The organism is Lysinibacillus agricola, assembly GCF_016638705.1.
Lineage (GTDB): Bacteria > Bacillota > Bacilli > Bacillales_A > Planococcaceae > Lysinibacillus > Lysinibacillus agricola.
In genome coordinates this window covers 251829-266962 of the sequence record NZ_CP067341.1, presented here as the reverse complement: position 1 = coordinate 266962, position 15134 = coordinate 251829, and the positions used below count along the sequence as shown (strand labels likewise).

The following is a 15134-nucleotide window of genomic DNA, read 5'->3' as shown; positions in this document are numbered from 1 at the left end:
GTTCTTTCCGTCGCTCCGACTTTTTTCCACGATTATGGCACTTCTATCCACGATTTTGCCGATTCTATCCATCATTTCGATGATTCTATCCACGATTTCGAACATTCTATCCACGACTTCGGCCTATCAATCCTTCGCTTTGGCTCTTCTTTCCGTCACTCTGGCTCTTCTTTCCGTCACTTCGGCTCTTCTTTCCGTCACTTCGGCTCTTCTTTCCGTCGCTCTAACTTTTCTTATCCCTAAATATCGATCTTCTCAATATTTCGAAAAGATGAATAGGCCACCCCTATACCGATAATAGCTAAAGTGATTGGTATGAGAATAATATCGTACAAAGTGAAGTTACCTGAATTTGATGATACGACCGATACAATTAATATAGATGATATAATCGTTGCCGGAATAGAGTATTTTCTCATACCAAAATACAATGGTATTAATGCGATGCATGATGCTGAAACTGCATTCATGATCACAACGGGAATTCGTTGTATTATGAGAGATAACGATAATGCATCTGGAAGCAATTGAAAACTCTCACTAACAGCACAAAAAATCGCTGTGACAAAAATAGTTGATAAAATAATTGCACTAAAGGTAAAAAGAACCACAATGGCTAGCTTTGAAGCAATTAATTTTTTTCTATTGATTGGATACATAAATGCTACAGTGATGGTTTTATATTTGAATTCTCCAATAATAAACTTGGCGATTAACACACTAGCAAAAATAATAAACACTGCTCTTACACCTGAATCTATAAGGCCTAATACCGCCTGATAATTTCTGAGATCTTGGTCCCCTTCTATTTTAGTGATAAATATAAGCATAAATACAATAGCTAATATTACAAAATTTATGAAAACAGCTCGTTTTATATATGCACCAATATGATATTTTTTCATTTCTAGACGCATTAAATTAAGCACTAGTGACACCTCCATTGATTAACTTCAAAAAATAATCTTCTAATGAGCTTGTTTTTTTGCTAATACCCTCAATTTCAATATCATGCTCAATCAATGTTTTAGATAGCACCTTTTGTGAAGCTGTCGATTCATAAATTCGAATACAATTGTCATCCATTAGTTTGAAATTAGTAATATTTAATTTACTTTCTATAATAAAGGCAGCTTTTTTCCCATCATTGACAATCACTTCAATATAGTCTGCTTGACTATGACTGACATCGTCCATTGATACTTCCTTAATTAATCTTCCATCTTTAATAACTCCAACTGTATCTGCCAATTGTTCAATTTCACCCAAAATGTGACTAGAAATAATAATCGTAATTCCATACTCTTTACAAAGCATCTTGAATAGATCACGAAGCTCTTTAATGCCAACCGGATCTAGTCCATTAATCGGTTCGTCTAAAATAAGTAATTCCGGCTTCGTAATAATTGCACGTGCAATACCTAATCGTTGTTTCATCCCCAGAGAAAAGTCTTTTACACGCTTATTCTCCGTATTTGTTAGTTTAACTAAATCTAGAACATGAGCAATCTCTTTCTTGTCATAATAGCCCATATATTCGCAATGTAATTCTAAGGTTTCCAGTGCTGTTAAATCTTCATAAAAAATCGGGTATTCAATAATCGTTCCCATCCTTTTCAGCACTTCGTATGATCGGTCCATTAATTTTTCACCAAATATTTCGATGTCTCCACTCGTTGGCTTCGTAAGGTTTGTCAGCATTTTCATGACTGCCGTTTTCCCGGCACCATTGGGACCTAAAAAGCCATAAATCTCCCCCTTCTTCACATGCATATTGACAGCAGAAACCACTTCTTTTCCTTCATACACTTTCGTAAGCTGATTCGTTTTCACAATATATGTCATGTAAATCTCTCCCTTAAATTTAGCTATCCTTATTATAAAAAATGAAACTCTCTAATTTATTACTTGATTCTTACAAATTTCTTAAGCGCAGAAGAAAAGCTTGTAAAGCAATTAGAATGCTCTACAAGCATGACTGTTCAGTACATCATTCGTTTTAAAGAAACTGTAAAGATGGTCTTCTCGTATGGGATACTGGAAAGCTGGATGGAGCCATTCATTAATTCTACAAGGCGTTTTGTAATAGTTAGGCCAAGACCACTACCTTGGAAGGTTTTATTTCTGGAATCTTCAAGCGTATACATTCTTTCAAAAACATTATCAATTTGATATTCATCAATCCCCTTACCGCGATCCCAGACATCAATAAAAATATTAGTATCATCATTTCTTACTGTGAGCCCAATGATGTTTCCTGCCGCCCCATAGGCAATAGCATTTGACAGTAAATTATTCAGAACCCTATCTAACGCTTCTTCATTACCAAGTGCATAGACAGATATCTCTGGTATCGTAATATCTATCTCTAGCCCCATAGACGTGACCATATCGTAAAATGATAAAATATTTTTTCGGCAAATTTCACTTACATTGATTTTTGTCATTGGATAATCTGTATCCCCAGCCTCCAGCTTTGCTAGGTCAAAAAATGTATGGATTATTTTTAATACTTCCAATGTTTTCGAATGAACGCCAGTGAGCAACCGTTGCCGCTCCTCTTCACTAAGTGACTGCTTAAGCTGCAGCATTTCAGTATAGCCTAGTACAACTGTTAAAGGTGTTTTAAGATCATGAGAAATATTGGCCAACATCTTTTTCATGGAGCTTTCCATTTTTCGATGTGTCGCTAGTATTTTTTGATTGTGGTCCAGCAATGCATTCATCGCATTAAGTAGTTGCTGCAATTCCTGATTAGCTGTCGATGCTAAAATCTTTTCGCTTGATTGTTCGTTAATGATTGCTTGCAGTTTTTGATGCATGTATTGAATAGTAACGTTTTGTTGTTTTTTTGTCTTCACCTGAAAAATGATAATACCTAAGAGCAATACAATTATAAATAATAGAAATATAATCATCTGTTTATCCTTCAAATTTATAGCCAATTCCCCAAAGCGTTTTAATATATTGAGGGTTGGATGGATCGTCTTCAATTTTTTCGCGTAATCTTCTTATATGTACATTAATAATATTTTCGTCTCCATAGTAAGCGTCATTCCAAATCAATTGATAAATTTGCTGTTTTGTAAAAACTCGATTACGATTTGTCACGAATAGTTTTAAGATGGCAAATTCTTTTGATGTGAGCTTTACTTGTTGTCCATTCTTCTCAGCTGAAAAATTAACAAGATCGATCGATAAGTTATCTATCTCTACTATATCTTTCTTCTCCTCTACTTGACTGGAGTATTTTGTAGCTCTTCGAATTGCTGCTTTGACACGTGCCGAAAATTCCAGCATCGAGAATGGCTTGGCGATATAATCATCTGCCCCTAATCCTAATCCTAACGCTTTATCAACATCACTATCCTTGGCTGACATAATGATAATTGGAAGTGATGCTTGCTCTCGTATAATCTTTAAAACTTCTAATCCATTAAGTTTCGGTATCATAATATCCAAGATAACTAAATCAAAGGGTTTGTTTAAACAATTTTGTAATGCCTCTTCTCCATTCACTGCAGAGGTAACAAGGAACCCCTCCATCGTTAAATAGTTTTCTACCATTTCACGAATCGCTTCGTCATCTTCTACTAGTAAAATATGCTTTTGCACTTTCATACACCTCTTCCCAACATAAAGCTTTTTATCAATTGCCATTTATACAACAGTCTACCATATTAAGATTTAGCACCAAAAGCAGGCAATAATTTTGAAAACTAAAATCCTTCCTTTTCAACCAGAATGAATAAATTTTATCTGAATGCTAATTTTTGGTATTTACTTTTATTTAGGTGCTTTACTCTGGATAATGAGTATTTATTTTGGGATATCCGGAATTAGATCAAAACAAACAGGTATTTCAAAATATTTGGGATTGCTCATTATTTTGTTTATTATAGTAATCTATGGATTGATGATTGCTATTTTGGGTTTACGAGGTTTTGGAGCTTAAAGATTGATGGTTCACTTGGAGTTTTTTTCTGACAAGATTGTACGTTTAGGGTTACAAATTCATTTCTTAACTAAAAAAACTGTCCTGCAAGTCATTTTCTATGACTCACAGGACAGTTTTATTTTTTATTGTTCTACTTTTAAATCACATTGCTCTAATGGAAGCATTTTTGTTTTATTCTTGATTTTATAGCCAAGCCATAACAGTAAGAACAGTGGAATCCCGATATATGAGACAAGGATTCCGTACCAATCTATTGTATCTCCCATAAAGGCATTGTAGTTTTGCCCAATAACAACAATCATACAAACCGTAAAGGCAAATAGCGGACCGAATGGAAATAGCCTTGCTTTATACGGCAACAATTTTGGATCCAAGCCCTGTACCTCGAAAGCTCGACGGAAACGGTAATGGCTAAAAGCAATTCCTAGCCAAGCAATGAAGCCTGACATCCCAGAGGCATTTAAAAGCCATATATAGACAACACCGTCACCAAAGAACGATGCTAGAAATGCTAGACAGCCTACAGCTAATGTCGCCATTAATGCGTAGATTGGAATACCTCTACGACTTAATTTCATGAAAATTTTTGGTGCATGTCCATCTACCGCTAATTGCCAAAGCATACGTGAAGATGCGTAGAGCCCTGAATTCCCTGCTGACAGCATAGCCGTTAGAATGATGGCATTCATCAATGAAGCAGCAAAGGCAATTCCTAAACGGTCGAACACCAGTGTGAATGGTGATACAGCGATATCTTCAGATAACAAACGTTCGTCTGTAAATGGGATCAGCATCCCAATTGCAGCAATCGCTAAAATATAGAATAAAATAATTCGCCAGAAAACAGACTTAACAGCTTTCGGAATATTTTTACCAGGGTCATCTGTTTCACCTGCTGTTATTCCAAGTAACTCTGTCCCTTGGAATGAGAATCCCGCAGCTAAGAAAATACCAAATGTAGCAAGGAATCCACCGTGGAATGGTCCATCACTAATGAAGAAATTCGTAAATCCTACAGGAGCTTGTCCTCCTAAAATTCCAAAAATCATTAAGAGACTGATGATAATAAAAATGATCACCGTTGCAACTTTTATCATCGCAAACCAATATTCACTTTCACCATAGCTTTTTACCGATAATAGATTGAACGTTAAAACTACAGCAATAAATAAAACAGTCCAAAGTGCTGATGAGCTATCTGGGAACCAATATTTCATAATTAATGATACAGCAGCAATTTCTGCCGCAATTGTAATTGCCCAGTTGTACCAGTAGTTCCAACCAAGTGCAAAGCCTAAAGCTGGATCTACAAACTTTGTAGCATACGTACTAAATGAACCCGATGATGGCATATAGGCTGCCATTTCGCCTAAGCTCGTCATTAAAAAATACACCATAATACCGATTAGTCCATAAGCGAGCAGCGCACCGCCAGGACCTGCTTGTGCAATGGCACCACCACTAGCTAAAAACAATCCTGTACCGATTGTACCGCCTAATGAAATCATTGTAATATGACGGCTTTTTAATTCTTTTTTCAGCTTCGGCGCTTTATGGCCGAGCTGATTGACTTTTATTTCACTCACGATATAGCTTCCTTCCTTTTTTAAGAGGCAAAAAAAACGCCATCACATGAACGCTGTGATGGCTAAGTAAATCCTCTGTTCCTTCAAAATGATAGCTCAACACGTTGTCCAAACGTGACAGTTCTGTTCCTTTCGGAGACAGCCCCAGCATGAGGTTTTCAAGTCCCCTCACACTTCGGCGATATTTCCTTTCAACTAATATCTCTAATGCTTGTCATTTCCATTAGCATACTCTTAAATATCGCGACCTCTACCTCAATACAAACATGAGGCATATAAATATTAAATTTATGATGTGTATTAGTTTAACATACGACCTATGACATTTCAATAACCTGAGTAATGTTCTGTATTTTATGAATTTTCTACTATTTTTAACAGTGTGATAAAGTGGTATAGTGGTTCAGTTATAATTGTTCTAACAGGGGGGATTTATTTGACTACTCATGAACATTCCAATACTTATCCTAACAAGAAAATTAGCTGGAGAGGAACAACCTTATTACTAGTCATCGGCATAATTTGTATTGCCTCGACATTACGGATGCCGTTAACAGTTGTTGGACCTATTATTTCCTTTATCCGTGAAGACCTCGGCATATCCAATATACTAGCGGGCTTTCTAACAACAATCCCATTGCTTGCATTTGCAATCATATCACCATTTGCACCAATTGTTGCACGTAGATTGGGGCTAGAATTAACATTATTTTTATCGACTATTCTTTTAGCATTAGGGATTGTACTACGCTCCCTTGGCACAACTGGTTTACTCCTGTTTGGTACTGTGCTAATTGGTATAGCCATTTCATTTGGTAACGTACTTATTCCAGGTTTGCTTAAATTGAAGTTTCCCTATCAAGTAGGTTTACTTATGGCATTTTTCACAATGTCGATGAATTTGACAGCTGGACTCGGTGCTGGCATTAGCTATCCTGTTGCCAATTCATCACTTGGCTGGCAAGGTGCTCTGGCAATCGCGCTTATTCTTGTGGTGTTAACTATTTTAATTTGGATTCCACAGTTAAAATTTAATAAGCCTGAGCCTATTGTTGAGACTACGAAAGAACGTACACCATTATGGAAATCACCAGTTACTTGGGCAGTAACAGGTGCTATGGGATTACAGTCATTATTATTCTATACAACCGCGGCTTGGATTCCTGAAATATATACAGCGCAAGGATTAGCAGCAGATCGTGCAGGCTGGATGTTTTCCATCATGCAAATTTCACAAGTCCCAATGGCTCTAGCTGTGCCTATTATCGCAAGTAAAATGACATCTCAACGTCCTCTCGTATTAATGTTTACGGTATTTTACTTAGTTGGCTTTATCGGAGTAGTGATGGAATGGACAAGCCTCGCTGTACTATGGATGGTGCTACTAGGCTTAGCAGGAGGAGCTTCATTCTCATTAGCGATGATGTTCTTTACACTACGTACCCGTACAGCTTTTGAGGCAGCAGATTTATCAGGGTTTGCACAATCATTAGGATATTTATTAGCCGCAATTGGTCCAATCTTATTTGGGTATTTGCATGATTTATTCGGTGGTTGGAACATCGCTGGTTGGCTCTTCATTGTCGTTGTATTGATCCTCTTCTTATGCTCTTTTAGGGCTTCTAAAAATGAATATGTAAATTAAAAAAGGCGGCTCATGTTTAAAGTGAGCTGCCTTTCTCTACTAATAAGGTGGTTTCTGATAAAAATAATTCGGTGTATTGTAAAGATTAACATAAGGCTTATGGAAAATATGAGTCGTAGCTGGTGAAAGAGGTGGAATCAGCCACGTCCAATTGCCTGTAAGCTCACGCTCTGCTGCTGTTTCAGCTTCCTCAAATAATTTAAATTGCTGAGCTGCGGTATGATGATCTACAATGCTCACACCGTCTTCTTTAAAGGAATGGAGAACTGCAATATTCAGCTCAACTAATGCACGATCACGCCATAGTGAAGCCTGTTTTGTTGTATCGAGATTAAAAATTTCTGCTATAGCGGGCAGCATATTATAACGATCGTGATCTGCTAAATTACGTGCCCCGATTTCAGTGCCCATATACCAACCATTAAATGGGGCTGCCTGAAAATCGATACCTGCCATTTGGAAGCGCATGCTCGAAATAATTGGCACTGCATACCATTTAGATCCTAGCTTTTCGACTTGAGAAGATTCAGGATGACGAATCGGTACCTCGAGTACATATTCATCAGGGATTGTAAACGCTTGCGGATCCCTTCCATCTATCTGTATAACAAGCGGAAGCACATCAAATGCTGTTTTCTCGCCTTGCCAGCCAAGGGATTCACATATTTTTGTAAACTCTACGGAATGTGGATCCCCAACGATTCCTGAGTCCATTTCATAGCCTGCATAACGGATTAGCTGATGATTCCAAATACGAACTCGCCCTGGTGCAAAAACGGTTATTGTTGGGCGGATTTTTCCGTCATTTGTTGCATATTGAATATGCTCAAGCAAAGCATTGAAGATATCCTCTTCATTTGAAATATCGCGGGCATCTACAACATGTAGCGACTGCCAAAATAAGCGGCCAATGCACTTATTACTATTGCGCCATGCCACTCGTGCACCAAAGGTTAATTCTTCTGTTGTCGGTATATATTTTCCTGCTGCTTTAATTTGCTGTAATTTATTTTCTAGCCATGCTTTAGACTCATTTTGTTCCATTTGATAAAGTTCTAAAAACCGCTGTATCTCATGTAAATTCATGTCGAATTCCTCCATCTACCCTCATATTAGAGTAATGGAACTATAATCACCACGAAAAAATCTGCTAGAAAACATACATCTTTCATATATGAAATACTTTGTTCAATATTTCATATCATTTCTTCTATTTCTCTAAAACTAAAGTTATTTATGGATTAAGGAAAAGATACATATCAGTAGCCATTATAAATATACTGAGGAATTACAAAGGAAAAACTGTTAAGCATGGGTTCGCTATTATAACGTTTTTTTATGTAGAAGTAGGTAATACATGAGAAGACTTCAGTTACATTTGCAATTTTGTTTATCATTATTAATCTCTTCTCAGTATTTAGGATTAGACGTTATTGCGTGTGCATTAGAAATAAAATTTCCTTAACGAATGGTGATCTTTATTTATCATTATAGTTGGCATAAAAAAAGCATGTTGCACAAATGTGCAACATGCTTGATGACCCGTACGGGATTCGAACCCGTGTTACCGCCGTGAAAGGGCGGTGTCTTAACCACTTGACCAACGGGCCGTGGCTCCGAAGGCAGGACTCGAACCTGCGACAACCTGATTAACAGTCAGGTGCTACTACCAACTGAGCTACTTCGGAATAATGGTGGGCCTAAATGGACTCGAACCATCGACCTCACGCTTATCAGGCGTGCGCTCTAACCAGCTGAGCTATAGGCCCATTATTTGGAGCGGGTGATGAGAATCGAACTCACGACATCAGCTTGGAAGGCTGAGGTTTTACCATTAAACTACACCCGCATATGGTGGGTCAGGACGGAATCGAACCGCCGACACTTAGAGCTTCAATCTAATGCTCTACCAACTGAGCTACTGACCCGGAAATGGAGGAGGTAGAGGGATTCGAACCCCCGCGCGGTGTTACCCGCCTGTCGGTTTTCAAGACCGATCCCTTCAGCCAGACTTGGGTATACCTCCAAAATATTAATAAACGGTGAATCTGTTGAGCTAAGATCCCAACATTTAGGAAAGATGATCGGAATGACAGGATTCGAACCTACGACCCCTTGGTCCCAAACCAAGTGCTCTACCAAGCTGAGCTACATTCCGATACAATTAGGTTTTTTGGCGCGCCCGACAGGAGTCGAACCCATAACCTTCTGATCCGTAGTCAGACGCTCTATCCAATTGAGCTACGGGCGCATATTTTTTTATAAAAACTTGATGAGCCATGAAGGACTCGAACCTTCGACCCTCTGATTAAAAGTCAGATGCTCTACCAACTGAGCTAATGGCTCAAACTAAGAAATGAATGGCTGGGGTACTAGGATTCGAACCTAGGCATGACGGAATCAAAATCCGTTGCCTTACCGCTTGGCTATACCCCAATAATAAATGGGGCGACTGATGGGAATCGAACCCACGAATGCCTGAACCACAATCCGGTGCGTTAACCACTTCGCCACAATCGCCACTATATGTAATCACAGCAGTGTTTGATAACGAGTACCTAGAAACCTGGCAGGGGCAGTAGGAATCGAACCCACACCAAAGGTTTTGGAGACCTCTATTCTACCGTTGAACTATGCCCCTAAAATGGTGGAGGGGGACGGATTCGAACCGCCGAACCCTAAGGAGCGGATTTACAGTCCGCCGCGTTTAGCCTCTTCGCTACCCCTCCATGGGATGATGCCGGCGATAGGAGTCGAACCCACGACCTACTGATTACAAGTCAGTTGCTCTACCAACTGAGCTACACCGGCAAAAAAAAAAGACGGTCCCGACCGGGATCGAACCGGCGATCTCCTGCGTGACAGGCAGGCATGTTAACCGCTACACCACGGGACCATTTTGGTTGCGGGGGCCGGATTTGAACCAACGACCTTCGGGTTATGAGCCCGACGAGCTACCACTGCTCCACCCCGCGATAATAAGGTAATTTATTTTAATAATGGTGGAGGATGACGGGCTCGAACCGCCGACCCTCTGCTTGTAAGGCAGATGCTCTCCCAGCTGAGCTAATCCTCCACATAGAAAATAAGCGAAGCGACATCCTACTCTCACAGGGGGAAGCCCCCAACTACCATCGGCGCTAAAGAGCTTAACTTCCGTGTTCGGTATGGGAACGGGTGTGACCTCTTTGCCATCATCACTTCACTTATTCAGTTGAAAGAACTTATTCTCTCAAAACTGGATAAACGCTCATTGATTGTTTCAAACATTTTTGGTTAAGTCCTCGATCGATTAGTATTCGTCAGCTCCATGTGTCACCACACTTCCACCTCGAACCTATCTACCTCATCGTCTTTGAGGGATCTTACTTACTTGCGTAATGGGAAATCTCATCTTGAGGGGGGCTTCATGCTTAGATGCTTTCAGCACTTATCCCGTCCACACATAGCTACCCAGCGATGCCTTTGGCAAGACAACTGGTACACCAGCGGTGTGTCCATCCCGGTCCTCTCGTACTAAGGACAGCTCCTCTCAAATTTCCTACGCCCACGACGGATAGGGACCGAACTGTCTCACGACGTTCTGAACCCAGCTCGCGTACCGCTTTAATGGGCGAACAGCCCAACCCTTGGGACCGACTACAGCCCCAGGATGCGATGAGCCGACATCGAGGTGCCAAACCTCCCCGTCGATGTGGACTCTTGGGGGAGATAAGCCTGTTATCCCCGGGGTAGCTTTTTATCCGTTGAGCGATGGCCCTTCCATGCGGAACCACCGGATCACTAAGCCCGTCTTTCGACCCTGCTCGACTTGTAGGTCTCGCAGTCAAGCTCCCTTGTGCCTTTACACTCTACGAATGATTTCCAACCATTCTGAGGGAACCTTTGGGCGCCTCCGTTACCTTTTAGGAGGCGACCGCCCCAGTCAAACTGTCCGCCTGACACTGTCTCCCTGCCCCGCTAAAGGGCATGGGTTAGAATTTCAATACAACCAGGGTAGTATCCCACCGACGCCTCCTTCGAAGCTGGCGCTCCGAGATCTCTGGCTCCTACCTATCCTGTACAAGTTGTACCAAAAATTCAATATCAGGCTACAGTAAAAGCTCCACGGGGTCTTTCCGTCCTGTCGCGGGTAACCTGCATCTTCACAGGTACTATAATTTCACCGAGTCTCTCGTTGAGACAGTGCCCAGATCGTTACGCCTTTCGTGCGGGTCGGAACTTACCCGACAAGGAATTTCGCTACCTTAGGACCGTTATAGTTACGGCCGCCGTTTACTGGGGCTTCACTCGCAGCTTCGCTTGCGCTAACCACTCCTCTTAACCTTCCAGCACCGGGCAGGCGTCAGCCCCTATACGTCACCTTACGGTTTTGCAGAGACCTGTGTTTTTGCTAAACAGTCGCCTGGGCCTATTCACTGCGGCTCTCATGCGCTTGCACGCTCAAGAGCACCCCTTCTCCCGAAGTTACAGGGGTCATTTTGCCGAGTTCCTTAACGAGAGTTCTCTCGCACACCTTAGGATTCTCTCCTCGACTACCTGTGTCGGTTTGCGGTACGGGCACCTCTCACCTCGATAGAGGCTTTTTCTTGGCAGTGTGAAATCAGGAACTTCGTCCATACGGACTCGCCATCACAGCTCAACGTTACAGTGTGCGGATTTGCCTACACACACGCCTTACTGCTTGGACGCGCATAACCAACAGCGCGCTTACTCTATCCTACTGCGTCCCCCATTTCTCAAACGGTGAGGAGGTGGTACAGGAATATCAACCTGTTGTCCATCGCCTACGCCTATCGGCCTCGGCTTAGGTCCCGACTAACCCTGAGCGGACGAGCCTTCCTCAGGAAACCTTAGTCATACGGTGGACGGGATTCTCACCCGTCTTTCGCTACTCATACCGGCATTCTCACTTCTAAGCGCTCCACCAGTCCTTCCGGTCTGACTTCAACGCACTTAGAACGCTCTCCTACCACTGACATCATAGATGTCAATCCACAGCTTCGGTGAATCGTTTAGCCCCGATACATTTTTCGGCGCAGCGTCACTCGACCAGTGAGCTATTACGCACTCTTTAAATGATGGCTGCTTCTAAGCCAACATCCTGGTTGTCTGTGCAACGCCACATCCTTTTCCACTTAACGATTACTTTGGGACCTTAGCTGGTGGTCTGGGCTGTTTCCCTTTTGACTACGGATCTTATCACTCGCAGTCTGACTCCCGTGTATAAATATCTGGCATTCGGAGTTTGTCTGAATTCGGTAAACCGGGATGGCCCCCTAGTCCAAACAGTGCTCTACCTCCAGTATTCTCATCACGAGGCTAGCCCTAAAGCTATTTCGGAGAGAACCAGCTATCTCCAGGTTCGATTGGAATTTCTCCGCTACCCACACCTCATCCCCGCACTTTTCAACGTGCGTGGGTTCGGGCCTCCAGTAAGTGTTACCTCACCTTCACCCTGGACATGGGTAGATCACCTGGTTTCGGGTCTACGACCACGTACTATTTCGCCCTATTCAGACTCGCTTTCGCTGCGGCTCCGCCTTCTAAAGCTTAACCTCGCACGTAATCGTAACTCGCCGGTTCATTCTACAAAAGGCACGCTATCACCCATTAACGGGCTCTAACTACTTGTAGGCACACGGTTTCAGGATCTCTTTCACTCCCCTTCCGGGGTGCTTTTCACCTTTCCCTCACGGTACTGGTTCACTATCGGTCACTAGGTAGTATTTAGCCTTGGGAGATGGTCCTCCCGGATTCCGACGGAATTTCACGTGTTCCGCCGTACTCAGGATCCACTCTGGAGAGAACGAACTTTCGACTACAGGGCTTTTACCTGCTCTGGCGGACCTTTCCAAGTCGCTTCATCTAACTCGTTCTTTTGTAACTCCGTATAGAGTGTCCTACAACCCCAAGAGGCAAGCCTCTTGGTTTGGGCTCTTCCCGTTTCGCTCGCCGCTACTCAGGGAATCGATTTTTTTCTTTCTCTTCCTCCAGGTACTTAGATGTTTCAGTTCCCTGGGTCTGCCTTCAAGACGCTATGAATTCACGTCAAGATACTACGCGATTAAACGTAGTGGGTTCCCCCATTCGGAAATCTCCGGATCAAAGCTCACTTACAGCTCCCCGAAGCATATCGGTGTTAGTGCCGTCCTTCTTCGGCTCCTAGTGCCAAGGCATTCGCCGTGCGCCCTTAATAACTTAACCAAGTTATTAAGCCTATAAAAAAACTTAAAAAAATAAAAATGTGTTTGTTACAATTTCAATGTCGTTTTATCCAGTTTTCAAAGAACAAGTTTTGAAGTATTTCATTCGGAAGAATGAACCTTCAAAACTGAACGCAAAACGTAATCTTACAAACCCTAGGTTTGTATTCCGAAAATATCCTTAGAAAGGAGGTGATCCAGCCGCACCTTCCGATACGGCTACCTTGTTACGACTTCACCCCAATCATCTATCCCACCTTCGGCGGCTGGCTCCAAAAGGTTACCCCACCGACTTCGGGTGTTACAAACTCTCGTGGTGTGACGGGCGGTGTGTACAAGGCCCGGGAACGTATTCACCGCGGCATGCTGATCCGCGATTACTAGCGATTCCGGCTTCATGTAGGCGAGTTGCAGCCTACAATCCGAACTGAGAACGACTTTATCGGATTAGCTCCCTCTCGCGAGTTGGCAACCGTTTGTATCGTCCATTGTAGCACGTGTGTAGCCCAGGTCATAAGGGGCATGATGATTTGACGTCATCCCCACCTTCCTCCGGTTTGTCACCGGCAGTCACCTTAGAGTGCCCAACTAAATGATGGCAACTAAGATCAAGGGTTGCGCTCGTTGCGGGACTTAACCCAACATCTCACGACACGAGCTGACGACAACCATGCACCACCTGTCACCGTTGTCCCCGAAGGGAAAAACTATATCTCTACAGTGGTCAACGGGATGTCAAGACCTGGTAAGGTTCTTCGCGTTGCTTCGAATTAAACCACATGCTCCACCGCTGTGCGGGCCCCCGTCAATTCCTTTGAGTTTCAGTCTTGCGACCGTACTCCCCAGGCGGAGTGCTTAATGCGTTAGCTGCAGCACTAAGGGGCGGAAACCCCTAACACTTAGCACTCATCGTTTACGGCGTGGACTACCAGGGTATCTAATCCTGTTTGCTCCCCACGCTTTCGCGCCTCAGCGTCAGTTACAGACCAGAAAGTCGCCTTCGCCACTGGTGTTCCTCCAAATCTCTACGCATTTCACCGCTACACTTGGAATTCCACTTTCCTCTTCTGCACTCAAGTCCCCCAGTTTCCAATGACCCTCCACGGTTGAGCCGTGGGCTTTCACATCAGACTTAAAGGACCGCCTGCGCGCGCTTTACGCCCAATAATTCCGGACAACGCTTGCCACCTACGTATTACCGCGGCTGCTGGCACGTAGTTAGCCGTGGCTTTCTAATAAGGTACCGTCAAGGTACAGCCAGTTACTACTGTACTTGTTCTTCCCTTACAACAGAGTTTTTACGATCCGAAAACCTTCTTCACTCACGCGGCGTTGCTCCATCAGGCTTTCGCCCATTGTGGAAGATTCCCTACTGCTGCCTCCCGTAGGAGTCTGGGCCGTGTCTCAGTCCCAGTGTGGCCGATCACCCTCTCAGGTCGGCTACGCATCGTTGCCTTGGTGAGCCGTTACCTCACCAACTAGCTAATGCGCCGCGGGCCCATCTTATAGCGACAGCGAGATGCCGTCTTTCAGTATTTCACCATGAGGTGAAACAGATTATTCGGTATTAGCCCCGGTTTCCCGGAGTTATCCCAAACTATAAGGTAGGTTGCCCACGTGTTACTCACCCGTCCGCCGCTAACGTCAAAGGAGCAAGCTCCTTCTCTGTTCGCTCGACTTGCATGTATTAGGCACGCCGCCAGCGTTCGTCCTGAGCCAGGATCAAACTCTCCATAAAA

Annotated in this window: 7 protein-coding genes, 17 tRNA genes, 3 rRNA genes and 1 riboswitch; of the genes, 1 reads left to right on the top strand and 26 read right to left on the bottom strand. The window is 43.0% G+C overall.

The annotated features are described in order from the left end of the window. Positions 1–239: 239 nt before the first annotated feature. From FJQ98_RS01300 to FJQ98_RS01280, 5 genes are all read right to left on the bottom strand, one after another. A complete protein-coding gene (locus tag FJQ98_RS01300; RefSeq protein WP_201406600.1) occupies positions 240–929 on the bottom strand; it encodes an ABC transporter permease in 690 nt (229 codons plus the stop codon). Further along, on the bottom strand, positions 922–1845 hold the full coding sequence (locus FJQ98_RS01295; RefSeq protein ID WP_053596577.1) for an ABC transporter ATP-binding protein: 924 nt from the start codon (positions 1843–1845) through the stop codon (positions 922–924). The genes FJQ98_RS01300 and FJQ98_RS01295 overlap by 8 nt, the downstream gene beginning before the upstream one ends. Positions 1846–1982: 137 nt before the next feature. Then, positions 1983–2918, bottom strand: a complete 936-nt coding sequence (locus FJQ98_RS01290; protein ID WP_053596576.1) for a sensor histidine kinase — start codon at positions 2916–2918, stop codon at positions 1983–1985. A gap of 4 nt (positions 2919–2922) precedes the next feature. After that, entirely contained in the window at positions 2923–3615 is a 693-nt protein-coding gene (locus FJQ98_RS01285; RefSeq protein ID WP_082340368.1) for a response regulator transcription factor, read from the bottom strand. 465 nt (positions 3616–4080) lie between these two features. Beyond that, a complete protein-coding gene (locus FJQ98_RS01280) occupies positions 4081–5544 on the bottom strand; it encodes an amino acid permease (RefSeq protein WP_053596574.1) in 1464 nt (487 codons plus the stop codon). Between the two features lie 84 nt (positions 5545–5628). After that, a riboswitch (Lysine riboswitch) is annotated at positions 5629–5805 on the bottom strand. Between the two features lie 151 nt (positions 5806–5956). Here FJQ98_RS01280 and FJQ98_RS01275 point away from each other — a divergent pair. Further along, positions 5957–7189: a CynX/NimT family MFS transporter gene (locus FJQ98_RS01275; protein ID WP_425492693.1), complete on the top strand. Its 1233-nt coding sequence runs from the start codon at positions 5957–5959 to the stop codon at positions 7187–7189. 39 nt (positions 7190–7228) lie between these two features. Here the strand turns inward: FJQ98_RS01275 and FJQ98_RS01270 are convergent, their stop codons facing one another. The 21 genes from FJQ98_RS01270 to FJQ98_RS01170 form a co-directional block, all read right to left on the bottom strand. Beyond that, a complete protein-coding gene (locus FJQ98_RS01270) occupies positions 7229–8275 on the bottom strand; it encodes a nitric oxide synthase oxygenase (RefSeq protein ID WP_053596572.1) in 1047 nt (348 codons plus the stop codon). A gap of 452 nt (positions 8276–8727) precedes the next feature. Then, a tRNA-Glu gene (locus tag FJQ98_RS01265) sits at positions 8728–8799 on the bottom strand. Between the two features lies 1 nt (position 8800). Further along, positions 8801–8877 (bottom strand) — tRNA-Asn (locus tag FJQ98_RS01260). 4 nt (positions 8878–8881) lie between these two features. Then, positions 8882–8958: transfer RNA gene (locus FJQ98_RS01255), tRNA-Ile, on the bottom strand. A 6-nt stretch (positions 8959–8964) separates the two neighbouring features. Beyond that, positions 8965–9038: transfer RNA gene (locus FJQ98_RS01250), tRNA-Gly, on the bottom strand. Positions 9039–9041: 3 nt separating this feature from the next. Next, a tRNA-Phe gene (locus tag FJQ98_RS01245) sits at positions 9042–9117 on the bottom strand. Between the two features lie 5 nt (positions 9118–9122). Beyond that, positions 9123–9215, bottom strand: a tRNA-Ser gene (locus tag FJQ98_RS01240). Between the two features lie 58 nt (positions 9216–9273). Continuing rightward, positions 9274–9347 (bottom strand) — tRNA-Pro (locus FJQ98_RS01235). 16 nt (positions 9348–9363) lie between these two features. Further along, positions 9364–9440: transfer RNA gene (locus tag FJQ98_RS01230), tRNA-Arg, on the bottom strand. A gap of 22 nt (positions 9441–9462) precedes the next feature. Then, a tRNA-Lys gene (locus tag FJQ98_RS01225) sits at positions 9463–9535 on the bottom strand. Between the two features lie 15 nt (positions 9536–9550). Beyond that, positions 9551–9625 (bottom strand) — tRNA-Gln (locus FJQ98_RS01220). Positions 9626–9633: 8 nt separating this feature from the next. Then, positions 9634–9709 (bottom strand) — tRNA-His (locus FJQ98_RS01215). A gap of 47 nt (positions 9710–9756) precedes the next feature. Continuing rightward, a tRNA-Trp gene (locus FJQ98_RS01210) sits at positions 9757–9830 on the bottom strand. A 4-nt stretch (positions 9831–9834) separates the two neighbouring features. After that, positions 9835–9918: transfer RNA gene (locus FJQ98_RS01205), tRNA-Tyr, on the bottom strand. Between the two features lie 9 nt (positions 9919–9927). Next, positions 9928–10000, bottom strand: a tRNA-Thr gene (locus FJQ98_RS01200). 12 nt (positions 10001–10012) lie between these two features. After that, positions 10013–10085 (bottom strand) — tRNA-Asp (locus tag FJQ98_RS01195). Positions 10086–10089: 4 nt separating this feature from the next. Continuing rightward, positions 10090–10164, bottom strand: a tRNA-Met gene (locus FJQ98_RS01190). 25 nt (positions 10165–10189) lie between these two features. Further along, positions 10190–10265, bottom strand: a tRNA-Val gene (locus FJQ98_RS01185). A gap of 13 nt (positions 10266–10278) precedes the next feature. Further along, positions 10279–10394, bottom strand: a 5S ribosomal RNA gene (gene rrf, locus FJQ98_RS01180). Between the two features lie 67 nt (positions 10395–10461). After that, positions 10462–13396: ribosomal RNA gene (locus FJQ98_RS01175) — 23S ribosomal RNA — on the bottom strand. A gap of 184 nt (positions 13397–13580) precedes the next feature. Further along, positions 13581–15133, bottom strand: a 16S ribosomal RNA gene (locus FJQ98_RS01170). The 16S, 23S and 5S rRNA genes sit together here with 17 tRNA genes alongside, the layout of an rRNA operon. Position 15134 lies beyond the last annotated feature (1 nt).